This window comes from Tsukamurella tyrosinosolvens, assembly GCF_900104775.1.
In the GTDB taxonomy this organism is placed as follows: Bacteria; Actinomycetota; Actinomycetes; order Mycobacteriales; family Mycobacteriaceae; genus Tsukamurella; species Tsukamurella tyrosinosolvens.
On sequence record NZ_FNSA01000003.1, the window covers coordinates 1,881,262 to 1,901,776 of the forward strand.

14 protein-coding genes are annotated in these 20,515 nt (G+C 71.2%); 8 read left to right on the forward strand and 6 right to left on the reverse strand.

Annotated elements, in window-relative coordinates:
• Positions 1 to 41: 41 nt before the first annotated feature.
• Positions 42 to 3,410 carry a bifunctional lysylphosphatidylglycerol synthetase/lysine--tRNA ligase LysX gene (lysX, locus tag BLW32_RS10535; RefSeq protein WP_068742191.1) on the reverse strand — a complete coding sequence of 1,123 codons (3,369 nt, stop codon included), beginning with the start codon at positions 3,408 to 3,410 and terminating at the stop codon, positions 42 to 44.
• A gap of 333 nt (positions 3,411 to 3,743) precedes the next feature.
• On the opposite strand from lysX, the gene BLW32_RS10540 reads away from it, so the two are divergent.
• A complete protein-coding gene (locus tag BLW32_RS10540) occupies positions 3,744 to 5,984 on the forward strand; it encodes a polyribonucleotide nucleotidyltransferase (RefSeq protein WP_068742190.1) in 2,241 nt (746 codons plus the stop codon).
• Positions 5,985 to 5,987: 3 nt separating this feature from the next.
• Positions 5,988 to 7,319: a M16 family metallopeptidase gene (locus BLW32_RS10545; protein WP_068742189.1), complete on the forward strand. Its 1,332-nt coding sequence runs from the start codon at positions 5,988 to 5,990 to the stop codon at positions 7,317 to 7,319.
• Positions 7,320 to 7,338: 19 nt separating this feature from the next.
• Here BLW32_RS10545 and BLW32_RS10550 read toward each other — a convergent pair whose 3' ends face one another.
• The gene (locus tag BLW32_RS10550) at positions 7,339 to 7,962 is read right to left on the reverse strand and encodes a TetR/AcrR family transcriptional regulator (protein WP_225535557.1); all 624 of its coding nucleotides are present in this window, start codon (positions 7,960 to 7,962) and stop codon (positions 7,339 to 7,341) included.
• A 59-nt stretch (positions 7,963 to 8,021) separates the two neighbouring features.
• Here BLW32_RS10550 and BLW32_RS10555 point away from each other — a divergent pair, with 59 nt between their 5' ends.
• Complete coding sequence (locus BLW32_RS10555; RefSeq protein ID WP_068742340.1) at positions 8,022 to 8,867, forward strand: alpha/beta fold hydrolase; 846 nt, start codon at positions 8,022 to 8,024, stop codon at positions 8,865 to 8,867.
• Between the two features lie 21 nt (positions 8,868 to 8,888).
• On the opposite strand, the gene BLW32_RS10560 is transcribed toward BLW32_RS10555, so the two are convergent.
• The 3 genes from BLW32_RS10560 to BLW32_RS10570 form a co-directional block, all read right to left on the reverse strand.
• Positions 8,889 to 9,893 (reverse strand): glycerophosphodiester phosphodiesterase family protein, encoded by a 1,005-nt coding sequence (locus tag BLW32_RS10560; protein WP_068742188.1) that lies wholly within the window; start codon positions 9,891 to 9,893, stop codon positions 8,889 to 8,891.
• A 53-nt stretch (positions 9,894 to 9,946) separates the two neighbouring features.
• Positions 9,947 to 10,225 carry a hypothetical protein gene (locus BLW32_RS10565; RefSeq protein ID WP_068742187.1) on the reverse strand — a complete coding sequence of 93 codons (279 nt, stop codon included), beginning with the start codon at positions 10,223 to 10,225 and terminating at the stop codon, positions 9,947 to 9,949.
• Positions 10,226 to 10,394: 169 nt separating this feature from the next.
• Positions 10,395 to 11,906, reverse strand: a complete 1,512-nt coding sequence (locus BLW32_RS10570) for an amino acid permease (RefSeq protein ID WP_068524992.1) — start codon at positions 11,904 to 11,906, stop codon at positions 10,395 to 10,397.
• A gap of 142 nt (positions 11,907 to 12,048) precedes the next feature.
• On the opposite strand from BLW32_RS10570, the gene BLW32_RS10575 reads away from it, so the two are divergent.
• Positions 12,049 to 13,929: a putative nucleotidyltransferase substrate binding domain-containing protein gene (locus BLW32_RS10575; protein ID WP_068626660.1), complete on the forward strand. Its 1,881-nt coding sequence runs from the start codon at positions 12,049 to 12,051 to the stop codon at positions 13,927 to 13,929.
• Between the two features lie 23 nt (positions 13,930 to 13,952).
• Here the strand turns inward: BLW32_RS10575 and ald are convergent, their stop codons facing one another.
• Positions 13,953 to 15,068: an alanine dehydrogenase gene (gene ald, locus BLW32_RS10580; RefSeq protein ID WP_068742186.1), complete on the reverse strand. Its 1,116-nt coding sequence runs from the start codon at positions 15,066 to 15,068 to the stop codon at positions 13,953 to 13,955.
• A 99-nt stretch (positions 15,069 to 15,167) separates the two neighbouring features.
• Between ald and BLW32_RS10585 the strand changes: the two genes are divergently transcribed.
• The 4 genes from BLW32_RS10585 (at position 15,168) to BLW32_RS10600 (ending at position 20,479) form a co-directional block, all read left to right on the forward strand.
• Positions 15,168 to 15,677: an Lrp/AsnC family transcriptional regulator gene (locus BLW32_RS10585; RefSeq protein WP_068742185.1), complete on the forward strand. Its 510-nt coding sequence runs from the start codon at positions 15,168 to 15,170 to the stop codon at positions 15,675 to 15,677.
• A gap of 84 nt (positions 15,678 to 15,761) precedes the next feature.
• Positions 15,762 to 16,850 carry a 2,3-butanediol dehydrogenase gene (locus BLW32_RS10590; protein ID WP_068524996.1) on the forward strand — a complete coding sequence of 363 codons (1,089 nt, stop codon included), beginning with the start codon at positions 15,762 to 15,764 and terminating at the stop codon, positions 16,848 to 16,850.
• Positions 16,851 to 16,876: 26 nt separating this feature from the next.
• Complete coding sequence (locus BLW32_RS10595) at positions 16,877 to 17,599, forward strand: pirin family protein (RefSeq protein WP_068742184.1); 723 nt, start codon at positions 16,877 to 16,879, stop codon at positions 17,597 to 17,599.
• A 174-nt stretch (positions 17,600 to 17,773) separates the two neighbouring features.
• The gene (locus tag BLW32_RS10600) at positions 17,774 to 20,479 is read left to right on the forward strand and encodes an MGH1-like glycoside hydrolase domain-containing protein (protein ID WP_068524998.1); all 2,706 of its coding nucleotides are present in this window, start codon (positions 17,774 to 17,776) and stop codon (positions 20,477 to 20,479) included.
• The last annotated feature ends 36 nt before the right edge of the window (positions 20,480 to 20,515 follow it).

Here is a 20,515-nt window from a genome sequence, read left to right on the forward strand (position 1 = left end):
TGTCTCACGATCTGGGCGCGCCCGCAGGACTCGCGGCGGCGTCAGCGATCCTGCGGCTTGACGAAGGGGAAGGCGAGGGTGGCGCGGATGTTCACGCCCGCGAGCAGCATGACGATGCGGTCCACGCCGATGCCCAGGCCACCCGTCGGCGGCATGGCGTAGGAGAGCGCGTCCAGGAAGGACTCGTCCAGTTCCATCGCCTCCGGATCGCCCGCGGCCGCGGCCATGGACTGCTTCGTGAGCCGCTCCCGCTGGTCGATCGGGTCGGTCAGCTCGGTGTACGCGGTGCCGAGCTCGGCGCCGAATCCCACGAGGTCCCACTGCTCGGTGAGCCGCGGATCGTCGCGATGCCTGCGCGCCAGCGGCGAGACCTCGATCGGGAAATCGCAGTAGAACGTGGGGAACTCGGTCTGCTTCTCCACCAGGGCCTCGTACAGCTCCATCACGAGCTTGCCCGCGGTCGCGCCGCGCGGCACGGCCACGTGGTGCCGCGCGCAGACCTCGGACACCTCCTCGAGCGTCGACGCCGACGTCAACTCGACGCCCGCCGCCTTCGAGACCGCGGAATGCACCGTCACGACGGGCCACTCGGCCGTCAGGTCCACCTCGCGCGTGCCGCCGGCACCGTCGGGCCGCACCGCGACCGGCTTCCCGTTGACCGCGACCGCCGCGGCGAGGATCACCTCGCGCGTGAGCGTCCGCATCGTCGTGTAGTCGCCGTAGGCCTCGTACGCCTCGAGCGCGGTGAACTCCGGGTTGTGCGTCGCGTCCGCGCCCTCGTTGCGGAAGTTGCGGTTCAGCTCGAAGATCCGGCCCATCCCGCCGACCGCCAGCCGCTTGAGGTACAGCTCCGGCGCGATGCGCAGGTACAGCCCCATGTCGTAGGCGTTGATGTGCGTGGTGAACGGGCGGGCCGCGGCGCCGCCGTGCACCGACTGCAGCATCGGCGTCTCGACCTCGGTGAAGTCGCGGCCCACGAAGACGGCCCGCATCGCGGCGACGGCGCGGGAACGCCGGTACAGCAGGTCCACGGCACCGTCGTCGGTGATGAGCTCCAGCGGCCGGTTGCGCGCCCGCGTCTCGTCGCCGAGCCGCGCGCGCGTCTTGGGGACGGGGGAGAGGCACTTGCCGGCCATGGCCCACGACGCGAGGAGTACCGACGGCTCGCCCGTGCGCGAGCGGATCACCTCGCCGGTCACCGACACCAGGTCGCCCATGTCGATCGAGGTGCGCCACAGCGCCCGGACATCGTCCGGGGTGCGGTCTTGCTCCGCGATCACCTGCAGGTGGGCACCGTCCTCGTGGAGGTCGACGAAGGTCACGCCGCCGTAGTCGCGCACCGCCCGCACCCGTCCGGTCACGGAGACGACAGTGCCCGAGGCGCCGTCGGGCGTGAGGCCGGACGCCTGCGCCCGGACCGTTTCGAGGGACGCGGTGCGCGGGACCGACGGGGGGTAGCCGGGCATTCCGGCGTCCTCGAGGGCCTGGAGTTTGCGCCGGCGCACGCGCTGCTGCTCGGAGAGCCGCACGGGTGGCGCCTCGCGGCGGAGCAGGCGCTCCTCCTCGGCGAGCAGCCGGTCGACGAACTCCGAGTCCCGCGGGAACTCGTCCGGGATCGACGGTCCGGCCAGGAACTTCGGTCCGATCTGCGGCAGGAAGCCCTCGGCGGTGCCGACGGCGATGCCGGCGCGGACCGCGCTCAGCGACTGGTCGTAGCAGAGGACGCGGGGAACCCAGTCGGGGCGGTACTTGTCGTTCGATCGGTAGAGGCTCTCCAACTGGTAGAACTTCGACGCGAAGCTGAGCACCGAGTCGACCATCCGGGTGATCGGCCCCGCGCCCACGCGGTCCGCTTCGGAGAAGACCGACCGGAAGACCGCGAAGTTCAGCGAGATCCGCCGGATCCCGATCTCCCCGCAGTGCTCGATGAGCTTGGCGACCATGAACTCGTTGAGGCCGTTCTCGGCGTCGCGGTCGCGGCGCATCAGGTCCAGCGAGAGGCCGCGCGTGCCCCACGGGACGAAACTGAGCAGGCCCCGCACCACGCCGTCGGCGCTGTGCGCGGAGACGAGCACGCAGCGGCCGTCCACCGGGTCGCCGATCCGGTTGAGGGCCATGGAGAACCCGCGCTCGGTCTCCTCGCCGCGCCACTGCTCGGCGAGCTCGGCCACCTCGGCGAGCTCGGTGGCGGTGAGGTCGCCGTGCCGCCGGACCTTGAGCGTGTAGCCGGCGCCGGCGACGCGGGTGACCGCCTGCCGCACGGCGCGCATGTCGCGGCCCTTGAGGGTGAACGCGTCGACGTGGATGATCGCCTCGTCGCCGATGGTCAGCGTGCGCAGACCGGCGTCCTCGTACACGGTCGCGCCGTCGGCGCTCGCCGCGAGCACCGCGGGGTAGAGGCTGTGCGACCGGCAGTCCTCGATCCACGCCGCGACCGCCGCCGGCCAGGAGTCGCGATGGCCGATGGGGTCGGCGCTCGCCATCGACACGGGTCCGACGGCGCGGCAGGTCACGACGGCCCGCCGGTCCGGGGAGGCGATCACCGCCTTGTCGCGCCGGGTGGCGAAGTAGCCCAGGGAGTCGTCCTCGCCGTACTCGAGGAGCAGCCGCCGGACCTCGAGCTCCTCGGGCTCGGTCATCAGCTCGTCCCCGCGGCCGGCCCGCCAGAAGGCCATGAGCGCGAGGATCAGCACCGACGCGGACAGCACGCCGGCGAGGGAGTACAGCCACATCGGCCCCGAGTGCCCGTTGAGCGCCACGTCGATCCGCCGCGGGACGGCGACGCCGAACGTGGACCGCAGTGACCACACGAGGATCTCGACGGTGCCGCTCAGCCGGTTCGGGCCCCGGCCGGGGAACGTGAAGGCCAACGCGACCACCACCAGGTAGACGCCCACGAAGCCGCCGACCAGCACCCCGATCGCCGCGCGCCGCGAGCCCCGCGCGAGCTTCGCCGGGTATTGCGGACGGGCGGCGATGACGAAGGCGAGGCACACGGCGCTGATCGCGGCGGTGAGCGCGGCGCCCGGTAGGGAGAAGCGCACGGACACGTACGCCTCGATGAACGCCGGCAGGTGCCGCATCTCGTCCGGATCGAGCTGGTCGGTCGCGACGATCACGAGCGTCGCGATGTTCACCAGCACCTGCAGCGACATCATGATCACCGCGACGGTGTGCGCGGCCCGCAGGCGCCGGCGCAGCGCGCCGAGGAGGACGGTGAGCGCCGCGACGAGCAGCAGGCTCGGGTGCGAGGGGATGCCGACGATGCCGAGGAGGTCCGCCACCAGGGGCAGGACCCGGTCGCTCCGGATGATCACGCTCAGCAGGGAGACGATCCCCGCGGCCGTGATCATGTGCGCCAGCCACGTCGCCGTCGCCTCCTGCACCCGTTCCCGGCTGGTCTGCGACACGGCTCGATTCCTCCTCGGGGGTGCGCGCACGGCGTGTGCGGCTCACGTGGAAAAGACTCCCGATGATAGCCTTGACGCAGGTCCGTCCGACGTCGGTGCCGGTAGATCCGGTTCCCGACTTCTGCGGTGCGCCGTCACGGTGTCACTCCCCGCGGGGTGGTCCTCGGTAGTGGTTGCCGGAAGCGCCGTCGTCCTCGACGCGCGGGTCCGGCGGCTTCGATCGATGACCGCGCCCACGTCGCCCCGCCGCCATGTCGAACGACTCCGGCCGCGCGCAGCATGCGCGCCGCCAGGTGGGGACGGACCGCGCGAAGAAAGGCTTCCCCACACTTCATGTCGGACAACACTCAGGTCGAATTCGACGACGACATCACCGAAGCGGTCGCCGTCATCGACAACGGTTCCTTCGGCACGCGCACCATCCGGTTCGAGACCGGCCGGTTCGCGCAGCAGGCCGCCGGCTCGGTGGCCGCGTACCTCGACGACGAGACGATGCTGCTCTCGGCCACGTCGCACAGCAAGCACCCGAAGGAGCACTTCGACTTCTTCCCGCTGACCGTCGACGTCGAGGAGCGCATGTACGCCGCGGGTCGCATCCCCGGCTCGTTCTTCCGTCGCGAGGGTCGCCCGTCGACCGACGCGATCCTCACCTGCCGCCTGATCGACCGGCCGCTGCGCCCGTCGTTCGTCGACGGCCTCCGCAACGAGATCCAGGTCGTCGTGACCGTCATGTCGCTCGATCCCAAGGATCTGTACGACGTGGTCGCGATCAACGCCGCCTCGGCGTCGACCCAGATCGCCGGCCTGCCCTTCTCGGGCCCCGTCGGCGGCGTGCGCGTCGCCCTCATCGACGGCCAGTGGGTCGCCTTCCCGACCGTCGAGCAGCTCGAGCGCGCCGTCTTCGACATGGTCGTCGCCGGCCGCATCGTCTCGGGCTCCGGCAAGGATGCCGACGTCGCGATCATGATGGTCGAGGCCGAGGCCACCGAGAACGTCATCGAGCTCATCGCGGGCGGCGCCACCGCGCCCACTGAGGCCGTCGTGGCCGAGGGCCTCGAGGCCGCCAAGCCCTTCATCGCCGTGCTGTGCGAGGCGCAGAAGCAGCTGGCCGCCGGTGCCGCCAAGCCGACCGGCGAGTTCCCGCTGTTCCCGGCGTACCAGGACGACGTCTTCGCCGCCGTCGAGGCCGCGGGCGCCGCGAAGCTCAACGACGCGCTGTCGATCGCCGGCAAGCAGGAGCGCGACAACGCCACCGACGTCGTCAAGGCCGAGGTGCTCGAGGCCGTGGGCCCGCAGTTCGAGGGCCGCGAGGGCGAGATCGGCGCGGCGTTCCGCTCGCTGACCAAGAAGCTCGTGCGCCAGCGCATCCTCACCGACCACTTCCGCATCGACGGCCGTGGCATCACCGACATCCGCTCGCTCAGCGCCGAGATCGCCGTGATCCCGCGCGCCCACGGCAGCGCGCTGTTCGAGCGCGGCGAGACCCAGATCCTGGGCGTCACCACGCTGGACATGGTGAAGATGGCGCAGCAGATCGACTCGCTGGGCCCCGAGACCAGCAAGCGCTACATGCACCACTACAACTTCCCGCCGTACTCGACCGGTGAGACCGGCCGCGTCGGCTCGCCGAAGCGCCGCGAGATCGGCCACGGCGCGCTCGCCGAGCGCGCCCTCGTGCCGGTGCTGCCGTCGGTGGAGGAGTTCCCCTACGCCATCCGTCAGGTCTCGGAGGCGCTGAGCTCCAACGGCTCCACCTCGATGGGTTCGGTCTGCGCCTCGACGATGTCGCTGCTCAACGCCGGCGTGCCGCTCAAGGCGCCCGTCGCGGGCATCGCGATGGGTCTCGTCTCCGACGAGGTCGACGGCCAGGCCCGCTACGTGGCCCTGACCGACATCCTCGGCGCCGAGGACGCCTTCGGCGACATGGACTTCAAGGTCGCCGGTACCTCCGACTTCGTCACCGCCCTGCAGCTGGACACCAAGCTCGACGGCATCCCGTCGCAGGTCCTGGCCGGCGCTCTGGGCCAGGCGAAGGACGCCCGCACCACGATCCTCGAGGTCATGGCCGAGGCGATCGACGCCCCCGACGAGATGAGCCCGTACGCCCCGCGGATCACCACCATCAAGGTGCCGATCGACAAGATCGGTGAGGTGATCGGACCCAAGGGCAAGACGATCAACTCCATCACCGAGGAGACCGGCGCCAACATCTCGATCGAGGATGACGGCACCGTGTTCGTCGGTGCGGCCGACGGCCCGTCGGCCCAGGCAGCGATCGACCGGATCAACGCCATCGCCAACCCGCAGCTGCCGAAGGTGGGCGAGCGCTTCCTGGGCACCGTGGTCAAGACCACGGCGTTCGGCGCCTTCGTCTCGCTGGTCCCCGGCCGCGACGGTCTGGTGCACATCAGCAAGCTGGGCAACGGCAAGCGCGTGAACAAGGTCGAGGACGTGGTCAACGTCGGCAGCAAGCTGCAGGTCGAGATCGCCGACATCGACGAGCGCGGCAAGATCAGCCTGATCCCCGTCGTCGAGGAGACCGCCGCCGAGGCGGCTCCCGCGGGCGAGGAGTAGGAACTGAGCAGCCTTACATCACGGGCTGCGCGGGCGGGGGCATCCGGATCGGGTGCCCCCGTTCGTCGTAGCGTCCTGCCCGGCGGCCTGCGCGTGGTCACGGAGACGGTGCCGGGGTCCCGGTCCGCCGCCGTGGGCCTGTGGGTCGCGGTCGGCTCGCGCGACGAGCACCCGGCCTCCGCCGGGTCCGCGCACTTCCTGGAGCACCTGCTGTTCAAGGCGACGCCGCATCGCGACGCGGCGTCGCTGGCCGCCGAGGTCGACGCCGTGGGCGGCGAGATCAACGCCTTCACGTCGAAGGAGCACACCTGCTACTACGCCCACGTGCTCGACACCGACCTCGAGCTCGCGGTCGACGTGGTGACCGACGTGGTCCTGGGCGGCCTGTGCCGCCCCGCGGACGTCGAGGTGGAGCGCGAGGTGGTGCTCGAGGAGCTCGCCATGCGCGACGACGACCCTGAGGACCTGGTCAACGAGGCGGCGACCGCGGCCCTGTTCGGCGATCACCCGCTCGCCCGGCCCGTGCTCGGCACCGAGGAGTCGGTCTCGGCGATGACGGCCGCGCGGCTGCGCGGTTTCCACCGCCGGCGGTACACGCCCGAGCGGATGGTGCTCTCGGTCGCCGGGAACGTCACGCACGCGCAGGTGGTCAAGCTGGCGCGCAAGGCCTTCGCGGGCCGCCTCGACGGTGCCGCCGACTCCGTCCCGGTACGCACGGGCGTCCGGCGCCGGCCGGGCGCGCCGACCCTCGAGGTCGTGAATCGCGACGGGGAGCAGTCGCACCTCGTCGCGGGCACCCGCGCCTACGGCCGGTTCCACCCGGACCGGTGGGCGCTGTCGGTGCTCAACACCGCGATCGGCGGCGGTCTGAGTTCGCGCCTGTTCCAGGAGATCCGGGAGCAGCGCGGCCTCGCGTACACGGTGTACTCGGCCGTGGACACGTACGCCGACACCGGGCTGTTCTCGGTGTACGCCGGGTGCTCCCCGGAGCGGCTGGGGGAAGTGGCGACGGTGGCGCGGAAGGTCCTCGAGGACGTCCGCGACGACGGCCTCACGGCCGAGGAGCTGGCGCGCGCCAAGGGCTCGCTCCGTGGTGGCCTCGTCCTGGGGCTGGAGGACGCGCAGTCCCGGATGCACCGCATCGGCCGCAGCGAGGTCAACTACCAGAACCAGCGCACCGTGGCCCGGACCCTCACCGCGATCGAGAAGGTCTCGGCGGCGGACGTGAACCGCGTCGCGCGGGACCTGCTCTCGCAGCCCTTCGGCGGCGCCGTCCTCGGCCCGCACCGCGGGAAGCGCGGCGTGCCGTCTCCCGTCCGGAACTGGCTGGGCTGAACGCGGCGGACCGGCCGGGCTAGGCCGTTCCCGCTGCGCCGTGTTCGGCCCGGCCGGGGGTACCGGTGGCGACCCGTCGTACATGCTCGCGCAGCGCGGATCCCGCTGCCAGCAGGGGATCCGGGCTGCGCAGCGATCGCGCGAGGATGAACGCGCCCTCGAGCGAGCTCAGCACCGCCAGTGTCAGTTCCCGCGCTGCCGCGTCCTCGAGGCCGCGCGCGGCGAAGTACGCGGTGCCGCCGGCGATCCAGTCCGCGAAGACCTCCGCCGCCGCGGCGGCCACCTCGGGCTCGGAGTCGGCGACCTCGCCCGCGACGGTTCCGACGGGGCACATCGTGATCCAGCCCGCCTCGGCGATGTGCTCGGCGGCCAGCGCGAAGGCACCCGGGATCGCGTCGTCGAGGTCGGGCGCACCGTCGAGCAGGGTGGGGAGCAGCGCCAGGTACGCGGCTCCGGAGGACCGCAGCGCCGCTGCGGCGACCTCGGGTTTCCCGCCGGGGAAGTGGTGGTAGAGCGAGCCCATCGTGGCGCCCGCGGCCTCCGTGAGCTGCTTGACAGTGGTGGCGCCGTAGCCCTGGCGGCGCAGGAGTTCGCCCATCGCCACGACGAGGCGCTCGCGGGTGGGCATTGACCGGTCGACCATCACGCCCTAGATTCTAGAGTATCCGCTCTAGAGTGAACGCTCCAATGGAGGTGATGGGAATGCCGGAGGTGTCCGTCTCTGCGGGCCGGGTCCACTACGAGGAGTTCGGCGACGGTCCGCCGGTCGTCCTCCTGCACGGCCTGCTCATGGACCACACCGTGTGGAACGCCGTGCTGCCGCTGCTGCCCCAGGGGCACCGCTACCTGCTGCCGGACCTGCCGCTCGGCGCCCACCCGATCCCGCTGAACGCGGACGCGGACCTGTCGAACGAGGGGATCGCCCACCTCATCGCGGACTTCCTCGAAGCTCTCGACCTGCGCGACGTCGTCCTCGTGCACAGCGATTGGGGCGGGGGCCTGCTTCTGACGGCGCTCGGGCGCGACGAGCGGATCGGCCGGCTCGTGATCCTGCCGAGCACCGCGTTCGACAACTTCCCTCCGGGCCTCCCCGGGAAGGCGGCCACGGTCGCCGCACGCCTGCCCGGCCTGACGCTCGGCCTACGTGCTCTGCGCATCGGCGCCGTCCGGCGCCTGCCGATCCTCTTCGGGCGCATGGCGCGCGACGTTCCGGACGCGACGATGCGGGCCTGGACCCGTCCCGCGATCGAGGATCCCCTCATCCGCCGCGACCTGCTCAAACACGCCCGCGCTCCGTTCGACCGCGCCGACCTCGTGCGCGGGACCGAGGCTCTGCGCGCCTTCACCGGCGACGCCCTCGTGCTCTGGATCGCCGACGGCACCGTCATGCCGCGCGACCACGGGCGGCGGCTCGCCGACCTGCTGCCGCGCGGTCGGCTCGTGGAACTGGCGGACTGCTACGTGCTGGCGATGATCGACAGCCCGCGGACCGTCGCCGACGAGTTGTCCGCCTTCCTCGCGGAATCGGCCCCGGCGCGGCGGGATTGACGTGCCTCGTCCCGCCAGGGACTACTTCGCGAACGCCCGGGGGAGCGGCTTCCCCGCCGCGGCGAGCACGCCGCGCAGGCGCGTGGGGTAGTCGGTGATGATGCCGTCGACGCCGAGCCCGAGCTGCGCGCGCATGTCCTTCTCGTCGTTGACGGTCCAGGGGATGACTTTCAGCCCGGCGGCGTGCGCGGCGGCCACCGTCTTCGCGTCGGACAGCTCGTAATCGGGGGAGAGCACGTCGAAGCCGGCCTCCGTCGCGGCCCGGACGACGTCGCCGCCGGACTTCTCGTAGCTGACGGGGCCGAGCCAGGCGGAGCCCTTCTTCCACGTCGTGGCGTCGTACAGCGCGACCAGCGGCACCGACGGTGCCTGCGCCCGCACCAGCGGCAGCGAACGCCAGTCGAAGCTCTGGACCGTGATCCGGTCGAGCACCCCCGCGCGTCGCGCGGCACCCAGGATCTGTGTGACGAAGGCGGCGGGCTCCGCCGACTTCGCGCGCTCCTCGGCCTCGATCTTGGTCTCGATGTTGAACCGCGCGGTGTTGCCCTGGTATTGCGCGACCAGGTCGAAGAGCTGCGGCAGCGTCGCGATCCGGTTGCCCTCGACCACCTTCGCCGCGGGGAACTTCGCCAGCTTCTTCGCGCAGACCAGGGTCTGCACCTGGGCGTACGTGAGGTCGTGAATCGTCTTGCCCACGTACGGGAACTGCTTGTCCCCGGGCGTCGCGGGCGCCGTGTCGGTGCACTTGTCGGCCTGCACCGTCGGGTCGTGCCAGATGAGCGGGACGTCGTCCTTGGTGAGCACGACGTCGAGCTCGAGCGTCGTCACCCCGAGCTCGAGCGACCGCGCGAAGCCGTACAGCGATTCCTCGGTGTGCTCCCCCCGGCCGCCGCGATGCGACTGCAGGTCGAAGGAGCCCGACGGTGCCGCCCAGACGGGGGCGGCGACCGCCCCGCTGCCGAGTGCGACGGTGACGGCGGCCGCGAGCGCGGCGGCGCGGGACAGGATGCGGGAGCGGGTGGTCATGGCGGCAACGTAATCGCACACGATGAATCGCGGGTGAACGGCGCCGCCGGCGGTCAGGCGTGTGGCGGTCCCGCGGGCGCTCCGGGCGCGGTGCCCGGCGAGGGCGAGGGCGAGGGCTTACCGGGTGCGCCGAGGACGGGCGGGGCGGGCTTCCCCGGGGCGCCGGCACCGGTGCCCGTGGCGGGCGCGGGTGTGCCGGGCGCGACGTGCACGGTCGGTGCCACGGGCGCGGCCGGCGCGGCGTGGGCCGCGGCGGCGAGGGGGACGCCCAGCGCGGCCGCGGCGACGGTGGCGAGGAGCAGCCGGCGACCGGCGGCGATGAGGATCGACATGGTTCTCTCCCTGGTGACGAGCCGCCTCGCCCGGTGCGGACGGCCGGTGCCGACGCTAGGAGCGCCGCGTCACCGCCCCGTCGGCGTCCGGTCGCAGGCGCGTCCCGTCCCGGTCCCGAGAGACGACGGACGCCCGCCGGCGAACCGGCGGGCGTCCGAGGGACGTGCGCTACTTCTTCGGGGCGTCCTTGAGCGACCAGGAGGGCGAGAGGTCGCCGCCGGTGTGCTCGAGCACCTTCGGCTTCACGGCGATCCAGCCGATCGCCAGGATGGCGACGAAGGCGGGGATGCCGAGGATGACGACGATGAGGTTCGTCTTGTCCCAGAAGCCGCCGTCGGACTTGTAGCCCGAGTAGGCCATGCCGACGAGGACGAGGAACAGGAAGACCAGGCCGACGTAGCTCATGAACGGTGCGAGCGGGGCGCGGAACGGGCTCTTGGTGACGATGCCCGCGTCGGAGAGCTTCCGGTACCGGATGTGGCACAAGAAGATCAGGCTCCACACGCCGACGACCGCGATGGCGGAGGCCTCCAGGGCGATGTCGAAGGCGTGGCCGGGGACGAGCGCGTTGAGCACGGCGCCGAGCACGTAGAAGATCGACGTCACGATGATGCCGGTGGCGGGGACGCCCGACTTGCTCATCTTCATGAACATGTTCGGGGCCTCGCGGCTGGCGGCGAGGCTGCGCAGCATGCGGCCCGTGGTGTACAGGCCGGCGTTGAGCGAGCTCATGGCCGCGACGATGAGCACGCCGTTGATGAGCGTCGCCATCCAGCTGATGCCCATGCGCTCGAAGACGGTGACGAAGGGGGACTCGAGGTCGCCCTCGGCGTTCCGGGTGCCGTACTGGCTGGTCGGCAGGATGCAGACGAGCAGGAAGATCGAGCCGCAGTAGAAGACCGCGATACGCAGGATCACCGAGTTGACGGCCTTGGGCACCTCGCGCTGCGGGTTCTGCATCTCGCCCGCGGCGATGCCGACCATCTCGATCGCGGCGTACGCGAAGACGACGCCCGACATCACGACGATCGGTGCGATCCAGCCGAAGGTGTCGCTGTGCGGCCAGAAGCCGCCCGGATTCGACCAGAGGTTGGAGATCCCGGCCTTGTGCGCCTGCTCGCCCTCACCCACGGTGATCTGCCCGACCACGATGACGAGGCCGACGACGAGGAAGACGACGATCGCCGCGACCTTGAGCACAGACGCCCAGAACTCGAACTCGCCGAAGGCGCGCGCCGAGAGCAGGTTGATCACCAGGACCACCGCGAGCGCGATGATCACCGAGATCCAGTTGGGCAGCTCCCACCACTTCCTGACATACACCGCCACCGCCGAGAGCTCGGCGACGCCGGTGAGCGCCCAGAAGATCCAGTACAGCCATCCCGCGGCGTAGGCGGCGGCCTCGCCGAAGAACTCGCGGGCGTAGGAGACGAAGGCGCCCGAGCTCTGGCGGTACAGCACGAGCTCGCCGAGGGCGCGCATCAAGAAGAAGGCGATCACGCCGACGAAGGCGTAACTGAACAACAGGGCCGGGCCCGTGCTGTTGAGGCGGCTTGCGGAGCCCAGGAACAGGCCCGTGCCGATGGCGCCGCCGATGGCGATCATCTGCACGTGTCGCCGACCGAGGGTCTGCTTGTAGCCCTCCTGCTCGGCCGCGAACTTATCGACGGAATGCGTCATGGATGAGTCTTTCTCCTCGACGTATCGGTGCGCATGGGGTTGTGCGCTGGATGGGAATGTAGACCTCGCAACGCTTCCGCGGACGCGTTACCGAGAGATGACTTCGGGATGTCGATCGGCACGAGCGTGTAAACATAGGTCCATGACCGACTTCTCGGACCTCGGGGAGCTGTTCGCCTTCCTCTCCGGTCATGCGCCGTTCGACGGGCTGCCCGACGACGTTCGCGCACGTCTCGCGGCCGAATCGTCGGTCAGCGAGTTTCCCGAGGGCGCGACGATCCTCGACGGTTTGTCCGCTTCGCCCGACCACGCCTTCGTCGTGCTCGCGGGCCGGGTCGGGGTGTGGAACTTCCCGGCGGCCTCGCCGACCGAGGTGGGCGACGTCGACGAGGTCGTCGGCCCCGGCGGCGTGTTCGGGTACGTGGTCATCCTGGTGGGCGCGAAGGGCGGGCCGCGCGCGGTCGCGCTGTCCGACGTCACGCTGCTGCGCCTGCCCGCCTGGGCGGTGGGCGACATGTTCTCCACTCCCGCCGGCGCGGCCTTCCTGGCCACCGAGCTCGCGAAGCCCACCACGGCCGTGTCCGCCGAGGAGGTGCGCGAACGGACTGCGGGGGAGATCGTGCGGCGCCCGCCCGTCATCTGCCCGCCCACCGTCACGGTGCAGGAGGCGGCCACCGCGATGACGGCGGCCAAATCGGGCTACATCCTGGTCGAGAGCGCGTCGCGCGAGCCGCTGGGCATCGTGACCGACCACGACCTGCGCGCCCGCGTGATCTCCGTGGGGCGTCCCGTCACCGATCCCGTGACCGCGGTGATGACGGCGCCGCTCGCCGCCGTGCCGGAGTCGGCGCTCTCGTCCGACGTACTCATCGAGATGCTGGACCGCAAGCTCCACTACATGGCGGTCCTCGATGAGCACGCCGCCGTGCGGGGCGTGGTGCAGGACGTCGACTTCCTCACGGTGCCCACCACGTCGACCTTCGCGCTGCAGCGCCGGATCGAGCGGGCCGAGGCCGCGGAGCTGCCGGAGATCGGCGCCACGATCCGTGAGATCTTCCCGGTGCTGTGGGGCCAGCAGGCGCCGGTCCGGCACATCTCCGGCGTCGCCGCGGTCGCGATCGAGGCCATGGTGCGCCGCTGCATCGAGCTCGAGCTGCCGGTGCATCCCGAGCTGCGGGAGGGTGACTTCACCTGGCTCTCGCTCGGCAGCGTCTCGCGCCGCGAGGTGGTGCCCAGCTCGGACGTCGACAGCGCCATCATCCTCAAGGACGTGCCCGGCGACACGGCGGAGCAGATCGAGGTCCGACGGTCCGCCGCCCTCGCCCTGGCCGCCGCCGTCCACGAGCGGCTGGAGGAGTGCGGCATCCCTTCGGACACCAACGGGGCGGTCGCCGCGCAGACCCGCTTCTGCCGCACCGAATCGGAGTGGCTGTACGCGGCCGGTGAGTGGATCGACGCGCCGCTGTCGAACAACGCGATGATGATGGCCTCGCTGTTGGTGGACGGCCGCCCCGTGTGGGGCGACCTGACCCTGCAGCCCGTGGCCGGTGTGTATCAACATCTTTCGGAACATCCCCGTGCATTCATCCTGATGTTGCGCGAGGCGCTGACCGCGAAGGCGCGCCTGCGCTCCGTGCGCGACGTGATCTCGCTGCGGGGCGGCACCTTCGACATCAAGGCGCACGCGCTGGTGCCGGTGGTGAACATCGCCCGCTGGGCGGCGCTGAGCCGCGGCTCGACCAAGCTGCAGACCCGCAACCGGCTGGCGGCGGGCGCGGATTCGCCCGTGCTGCCCGATGATTCCGCGGAGGTGCTGCGCGAGGCCTTCTCGATCCTCGAACGGCTCCGGATGGAGCACCAGGTGGAGCAGATGGGAGCCGGGCGGGTGCCGGGCGATGTGCTGTCCATCCGGCGGATGTCCTCCCTGGACCGCGGGCTCCTCGAGCAGTGCGTGCGCGAGGTGGCCGCGGTGCAGCGGCGCATGGCCAACCTCGCGCAGTACCTGGACGCCGGCGAATGGTGAACCGGCGCAGGTGACGTCGTGCCTCAGGCCAGGACGGCTTCGGGTGCCTTCGACTCGATGCCCAAGGCCTCGCCGACGCCGGCGTTGAGGAGCACGCCGTCGTGCGTCGACAAGCCCGCGGCCAGCGCGGCGTCCTGGGAGCACGCGGCCTTCCAACCCTGGTCCGCGATGCGCAGCACGTAGGGCAGGGTCGCGCCGGTGAGCGCGAACGTGGAGGTGCGCGGCACGGCGCCCGGCATGTTGGCGACGCAGTAGAAGACGGTCTCACCGACGGTGAACGTCGGATCGTCGTGTGTGGTGGGGTGCGAGTCCGCGAAGCAGCCGCCCTGATCGATCGCGATGTCGACGAGCACTGCGCCGGGGCGCATCCGGTGCACCAGGTCGGTGGAGACGAGCTTGGGTGCCGCGGCGCCCGGGATCAGCACGGCGCCGATGACCAGGTCCGACTCGACGACGGCCTCTTCGAGCGCGAGCGAGGTGGAGTAGCTGGTGTGCACGCGCCCGCCGAACTGGGCGTTGACGGCGCGCATCTTGCGCACGTCCAGGTCGAAGACGGTGACGTCGGCGCCCATGCCCGCGGCGATCTGCGCGGCGTTGATGCCGGAGACGCCGCCGCCGATCACGGTGACCTTCGCGGGCGCGGTGCCGGGGACGCCGCCCATGAGCACGCCGCGGCCGCCCTTGGAGCGCATCAGGTGATAGCTGCCGACCTGCGGCGCGAGCCGGCCGGCGACCTCGGACATCGGGGCGAGCAGCGGCAGCGAGCCGTCGGGGAGCTGGACCGTCTCGTACGCGATCGACGTGGTCTTCGAGGACAGGAGCGCGTCGGTGCAGGGGCGCGAGGCCGCCAGGTGCAGGTAGGTGAAGATCGTCTGGTCCGGCCGCATCCGCGCGTACTCGGGCTCGATGGGCTCCTTGACCTTGAGCAGCAATTCGGCCTCGCCCCAGACGTCGTCCGCCGTCGGGACGATGCGGGCCCCCGCCGCGGTGAAGTCGTCGTTGGCGATCGCCGAGCCGACGCCCGCGCCGTCCTCGATCAGGACGTCGTGGCCTCGGCGGGTGAGCTCGGCGACACCGCCGGGCGTGATCGCCACGCGGTACTCGTTGTTCTTGATCTCGGTGGGGATTCCGACGCGCATCGTGTGCTCCTGTCAGGCGAGGGTGGCTTGTGTCACATAGTCTGAAGAAACATCGAGAACCGATCAAGGGCACGGAAGAAGATTCTGAAGGAGTGGGAGATGGCTGACGTACATTCTGTGAGAACGGCGTATCGCCCACCTTCGTCGAACGATCGTCGCCCGCTGCTCGACGATGCCGACCGGCGCATCCTGCTCGTGCTCCAGCGCGACGGACGGGTCTCCAACGCCGCCCTCGCCGAGGAGGTCGGCCTCGCCCCGTCGACGGTGCACACCCGGGTCCGGCGACTGACCGACGCGGGCGTGATCCGCGGCTTCTACGCCGACGTCGATCCCGCGGCCGTGGGCCGGCCGCTGCGCGCGATGATCGCGGTGACCCTGCGCTCGACCGCCCGGCACCGGATCCGGCAGTTCGTGGAGTCGGTCATCGACCTGCCGCCCGTCATCGACGCCTACTTCCTCGCCGGCGGCGACGACTACCTTCTGCACATCGCGGCCGTCGACACCGACGACCTGCGGCACCTCGTCGAGTACCTCAGCGCACGCGAGGAGGTCGCGGGCACCAACACGTCGCTCGTCTTCGAGCACGTCCGCGGCTCCGCGCCGCTGTAGGTTGCAACCCGCTGCAACGATCGACGGGGCACGCGGACCGCGGCGACTGTGGGACGGATCACACGTCCCGACCGGAGGAATCCCATGCGAGCAGCGCGCTACTACGACCGCAACGACGTCCGGATCGAGGACGTCCCCGCACCCGAGGTGACGGACGGCTCGGTCGCCATCGACGTCGCGTGGTGCGGCATCTGCGGCACCGACCTGCACGAATACGTCGACGGGCCGATCTTCGTGCCCCCGTGCGGCCACCCGAACCCCGTCAGCGGCGAAGCGGCGCCTCTGACGATCGGGCACGAGATGTCCGGCGTCGTCGCCGCGGTCGGCGCGGGCGTCGACGATCTGCAGGTGGGCGATCACGTCGTGGTCGAGCCGTACATCATCGCCGACGACGTGGACACCGGCCCCGCGAGCACCGACTACCACCTCTCGCCGAACATGAACTTCATCGGCCTCGGCGGCCGCGGCGGCGGCCTGTCGGAGCGGATCGTGGTGCAGCGCCGCTGGGTGCATCGGGTCTCGAAGGACGTGCCGCTCGACCAGGCCGCGCTCATCGAGCCGCTCGCGGTCGGGTACCACGCGCTGCAGCGCTCCGGCGCCGGGGCGGGAGCCTTCGCGCTCATCACCGGCGCGGGGCCGATCGGGCTGCTCACGGCCGCGGTGTGCAAGGCGAAGGGGCTGACCGTCGCGATCAGCGAGCCGAGTTCCCTGCGTCGCAGCCGCGCGGCCGAGACCGGCGTCGCCGACCACGTCTTCGACCCGACGCAGGTCGACGTCGTCGAGGCCGTCCGCGGCCTCACGGGCGGCCGCGGCGCGGACGTCGGCTTCGAGTGCACGTCCGTGCAGCCCGCGCTGGACACGCTCTTCGACGCTCTGCGCCCGCAGGCGGTGCTCGTGGTCGTGTCCATCTGGGGCCACCCGGGCAGCGTCGACATGCAGAAGCTGGTGCTCAAGGAGATCGACATGCGCGGCACCATCGCCTACGTCAACAACCACGCCGAGACGATCGCGTTGGTCGAGAACGGCACCGTCGACCTCGCGCCGTTCATCACGGGGCGGATCGGCCTCGACGAGCTCGTCACCGTCGGCTACGACACTCTGCTGCACCACAACGAGACCGCGGTGAAGATCCTCGTCTCCCCGTCGGGGGCGGGGCTGCCCGCCGGAGTCTGACGGCGGTACCGGCCTACGCTGTCGGGGTGAGCGAGAGCAGGATCGTCCCGGCCGCCGACCGCACGCATTGGCGCGGCGAGGGGATCTACACGCGGCAGTCGATGCCCTTCACCGGCAACTTCGATCTGGGTGAGAACGCGCACGGGCAGCTGCTCGTGCACAACGACGACCTCATCGACCCCGGCTCGGGCGTCGACCGGCACTTCCACCGTGACGCGGAGATCGTCACCTGGGTGATCGCGGGCGAGGTGCACCACGACGATTCGTCCGGCGAGACGGGACTGGTCCGCGCCGGCCAGGTGCAGGCGATGAGCGCGGGCAGCGGGGTGAACCACCGGGAGCAGAATCCGCGCGCCACCGGCGTCGTCGCCCGGGTCATCCAGATGTGGCTGCCGCCGAACGAGCCCGGCGGCGAGCCCGAGTACCGCACCGCCGACGTCCCGCTCGACGGGCGGGGCCTGGTCCTCGTCGCCTCGGGGATGGCGGGCCGCGACCCGGCCGTCGCGATCAACAACGACGCCGCGGCACTGCACGCCGCCCGGCTCGCGGTGGGGGAGTCGGTCGTCCTGCCGGCGGCGCCGTACGGGCACCTGTTCGTCGTCTCCGGTGCCGTCGCCGTCGGCGACGACCGGCTCGGGGAGGGCGACGCGCTGCGCACCGTCCACACCGGCGCGCTCACGGCGACCGCCACCGAGCCCGCCGAGATCCTGTTCTGGGAGATGCACGCGCAGGCGGTCTCCGCGCGCTGATCGCTCACGATGTCGGCTTCTGGCGGCGCGCATGTGCTCAGGAGCACGTGCGCCCGCGCAGAACTCGAATTCGTGAGGAGGACGCCCGAGTCCCGGGAATGCCCGTTCGAGCCCGTTCGCCTTCGGCTCGGTCCACCTCCTGCGGCGCGGCCCGCGGTGTAGGAGGATTCTCCGGTGCAGACCACCGAATCCACCGCCGAACACCGCCGCCTCGCGGAGAGCCCGGGGCCCGACGGACCGTGGCGCCTGTGGGGCCCGTACCTCGCGGGGCGCCAATGGGGCACCGTGCGGGAGGACTACAGCGGCAGCGGCGACGCCTGGGCGAGCTTCGGCTTCGAGCAGGCGCACCGCCGCGCGTACCGGTGGGGTGAGGACGGACTCGGCGGCATCTGCGACCGCTACGGCTTCCTCAATCTGGCCGTCGGCCTGTGGAACCACAACGATCCGATCCTCAAGGAGCGCCTGTTCGGCCTGACCAATGCGCAGGGCAACCACGGCGAGGACGTCAAGGAGTACTGGTGGCCCGTCGACGGGACCCCCACCCACAGCTGGATGCACTGGATGTACCGGTACCCGCAGGCCGAGTACCCGTACCAGCAGCTGCGGGACGGCAACGCCGCCCGCGACCGGACGCAGCGCGAGTACGAGCTCGCCGACACCGGCGTGCTCGCGGACAACCGGTTCTTCGACGTGCACGTGCGGTACGCGAAGGCCGCGCCCGACGACATCTGCGTCGAGATCGAGGCCGTCAACCACGGTCCGTCGCCCGCCCCGCTGGACCTGCTGCCCCAGCTGTGGCTGCGCAACACCTGGGCCTGGGGCCACGACGAGCGCCGCGGTGAGATCACCCGCGTGCGGTCGCCGCAGGCCGGCGGGCTCGAGGCGGTGCGCGTGACGCACCAGTGGCTCGGCGAGTACCACCTCGCGGCCGAGGGCGCCCCGCAGCTCCTGTTCTGCGACAACGAGACCGACGCCGTGGACCTCTTCGGTGCCGCGGCGAACGCCTCGCCCTACCCGAAGGACGGGATCACCAAGCGCGTCGTGCAGGGCGACGAGGCGGCGGTCAACCCGGAGGAGCACGGCACGAAGGTGGCGCTCTGGTACCGCTTCGCGTCCGTGCCGCCGGGGGAGAGCGTGCGCGTACGGCTGCGGCTCGCGCGCACCGAGCCGACGCTGGACACGTTCGGCCCCGGTTTCGACGCCGTCTTCGCCGACCGGCGCGACGAGGCGGACGAGTTCTACGGCACCGTGATCCACGAGGACGTGCAGGGCGAGGACCGCGCCGTCGCGCGCCGCGCCTACGCGGGCATGCTGTGGAACAAGCAGCTCTACCGCTACGACGTGGAGTCCTGGCTCGAGGGCGACCCGGCGGTCGACCCGTCGCCGCGCGAGCGCGCCGATCCGGGCCGCCGGAACACCACGTGGAAGCACTTCTCGCTGGCCGACGTGATCTCGATGCCCGACGAGTGGGAGTACCCCTGGTTCGCCGCGTGGGACCTGGCCTTCCACTGCATCCCGCTGGCGCACGTCGACCCCGAGTTCGCCAAGGAGCAGCTCGTCCTGATGTGCCGCGAATGGGCGATGCACCCGAACGGTCAACTGCCCGCGTACGAGTGGGAGTTCGGCGACGTCAATCCACCGGTGCACGCGTGGGCGGCCTGGCACGTCTACCGCATCGACGGCTGGCGCGATCAGGACTTCCTCGTGCGCGTCTTCACCAAGCTGCTGCTCAACTTCTCCTGGTGGGTCAACCGCAAGGGCTCCGACGACGCCGGCGTCTTCGAGGGCGGCTTCCTCGGCATGGACAACATCGGCTTCTTCAACCGCTCCGCGCCCCTGCCGCCCGGGTACCGGCTCGAACAGTCCGATGCCACCAGCTGGATGGCGTTCTACTGCCAGCAGATGTTCAAGATCGCCATCGAGCTCTCCCGTCACGACCCGGTGTGGCAGGACTGCGCCACCAAGTTCCTCGAGCACTTCCTCCAGATCTCCAAGGCCACTTACAACTTCGGCTCGCACAGCCTGTCGCTCTGGGACGAGGAGGACGGCTTCTTCTACGACGTCCTCGTCCGGCCCGACGGCAGCGCCCTGCCGATGCGCGTGCGCTCCATGGTCGGCCTGCTCCCGCTGCTCGGCGCCACCGACGTCCCGGTGTGGGCGGCTCAGGAGTGCCCGGACGTGACGGCGCGGCTGAACTGGTTGCGCTCGCGCCGACCGGAGCTCGTCGAACCGGTGCTCTCGGGCGCCGCGGCCGACGGCGCCGGCGACGGCCGGATGCTGCTCTCGCTGGTCAGCCCCGATCGGCTGCGGCGGGTCCTGGAGCGCATGTTCGACCCGGCGGAGTTCCTGGCGCCCTACGGCATCCGCTCCCTCTCCAAGGCCGAGCAGCAGGTGACCGAGGATGTGGACGGGAACACCGTTTCCATCCAGTACGAACCCGGTGAGTCGACCACCGGGATGTTCGGCGGCAACTCCAACTGGCGTGGGCCCGTGTGGTTCCCGGTGAACGTGCTGCTCGCCGACAAGCTCCGCACCTACGGCCGGCACTTCGGCGACTCCTTCACCATCGCCATCCCCACCGGTTCCGACAACCTGTGCACGCTGGAGGAGGCTGCGGACGTCATAGACGAGGGCCTCGTCGGGTTGTTCCGGCCCGTCGCGCGCGCCGACGGTGGCGGCGCGCGCCGCCCCGCCGACGCCGGCCGGATCGAGGGGAGCGACAACCCGCTCTGGGCGCAGCATCCCACCTTCTACGAGTACTTCGACGGGGACACCGGTGAGGGGCTCGGCGCCACGCATCAGACCGGGTGGACGGGGCTCGTCGCGCACCTGCACAACCCCCGTCTGCCGATGGAACCCCCGCCCGCGCCGGGGTCCTGAAGAACCCCTGTCCGTTTTCGGACTGCAAAGCGCAAA